This is a genomic window from Arthrobacter sp. TMT4-20 (assembly GCF_054510775.1).
On record NZ_JBTNDW010000042.1, the window covers coordinates 1 to 1,257 of the forward strand.

1 protein-coding gene is annotated in these 1,257 nt (G+C 60.4%); it reads right to left on the reverse strand.

What is annotated here, in order from left to right; translation table 11 throughout:
- Positions 1 to 29: 29 nt before the first annotated feature.
- A protein-coding gene (locus ACX80Z_RS15955) for an IS3 family transposase (protein ID WP_459316580.1) occupies positions 30 to 1,177 on the reverse strand; the annotation gives its coding sequence in 2 pieces (ribosomal slippage) (positions 30 to 904 and positions 904 to 1,177; 1,149 coding nt in all).
- Positions 1,178 to 1,257 lie beyond the last annotated feature (80 nt).

The following is a 1,257-nucleotide window of genomic DNA, read 5'->3' on the forward strand; positions in this document are numbered from 1 at the left end:
TGGTTGGGCCCCCGTTAGCAGTCCAGTGGCTATGCGATAGCTAGTTGGTTTCCTGCGGTCCAGTTTTCCCAGTAGGCCGACGGTGTCATTCCGTCGAGGGATCCGTGGGGACGTTCATGATTGTAGATCTGTTTCCATTCATCGGCTAAGTACTTTGCTTCGGCCAGGGTGTCGATGATTTCTCCGGTGAGTTGTTCCCTTCTGAATTGGGCGTTGAATGACTCGGCGTACCCGTTCTGCCACGGCGACCCCGGGTCAATAAAAGCGGTCTCTACCCCCGCGGTTTGGCACCAGGTGATCAGCGCTGTGGCGGTAAATTCCGGTCCGTTATCGGAGCGGACATGGGTGGGGACCACACCGGTTTCGGCGATGATGTCCTCAAGCACGGCGACCACATCCGTCGCGGTGAAAGACCGTCTGGGAATGATGGCCAGGGCGGTGCGGGTGTATTCATCGATGACGTTGAAGAACCGGACGTGGCGCCCGCAGGAGGTCACATCGGATTGGAAGTCGAAGCTGACCACATGCATCGGATACAGGGCAGCCAACCGTTTCTGATCACCCGCCCCGGGCCCGGTCCGGCGTTTCTTCCTCGCCTTCGGTTTACAGGTGAGCCCCTCGAGTCGCCACAGCCGGCGTACCCGCTTCGCATTCAATGCCACCCCATGCCAAGATGGCTGGCTGCGTAGGTACCAGCGTGCCTTCCGCCACCCCCATGCCGGATGCTTCACCGCAATCACCCGCAGATCGGCCCGGAGCTGGTGGTCTTCGAAGCTGGCCACCGGCCGCCCCTTGCGCAGCGCGGAACGGTTCTGGCCCAGGATCCGGCACGCGAATCTTTCGGACGCCCCGAACTTCTCCTGCGCCATGCGCACTGCACGGCGGCGAGGTTCGGGGCTCAGAATTTTCCCTTCGCCACCTCATTGAGGATGTCGATGGTCAGTTCCTTCTCCGCGACGAGCTTCTTCAACCGGGCGTTTTCCTTCTCGAGCTCCCGTACCGCTTTGGTCTGGCCGGCGTTGTGCTCGGAACCGTATTGGTTCACCCACCGGTACCAGGTCGCCTCGGTGACCTGGAGCTCCTTCACGACCTCAATCACCGGCCGTCCATCGTTGAGCATCTTCTGGCCCTGCCGGACCTTCGCGATGACCTGATCAGGGGTATGTCTACGTGCCATATCGGTGAATTTCCTCCTGCACCCATTATCGGATGCGAAACTCACATAATCACTGGACTCCTACCCGGGGACCCAACCAG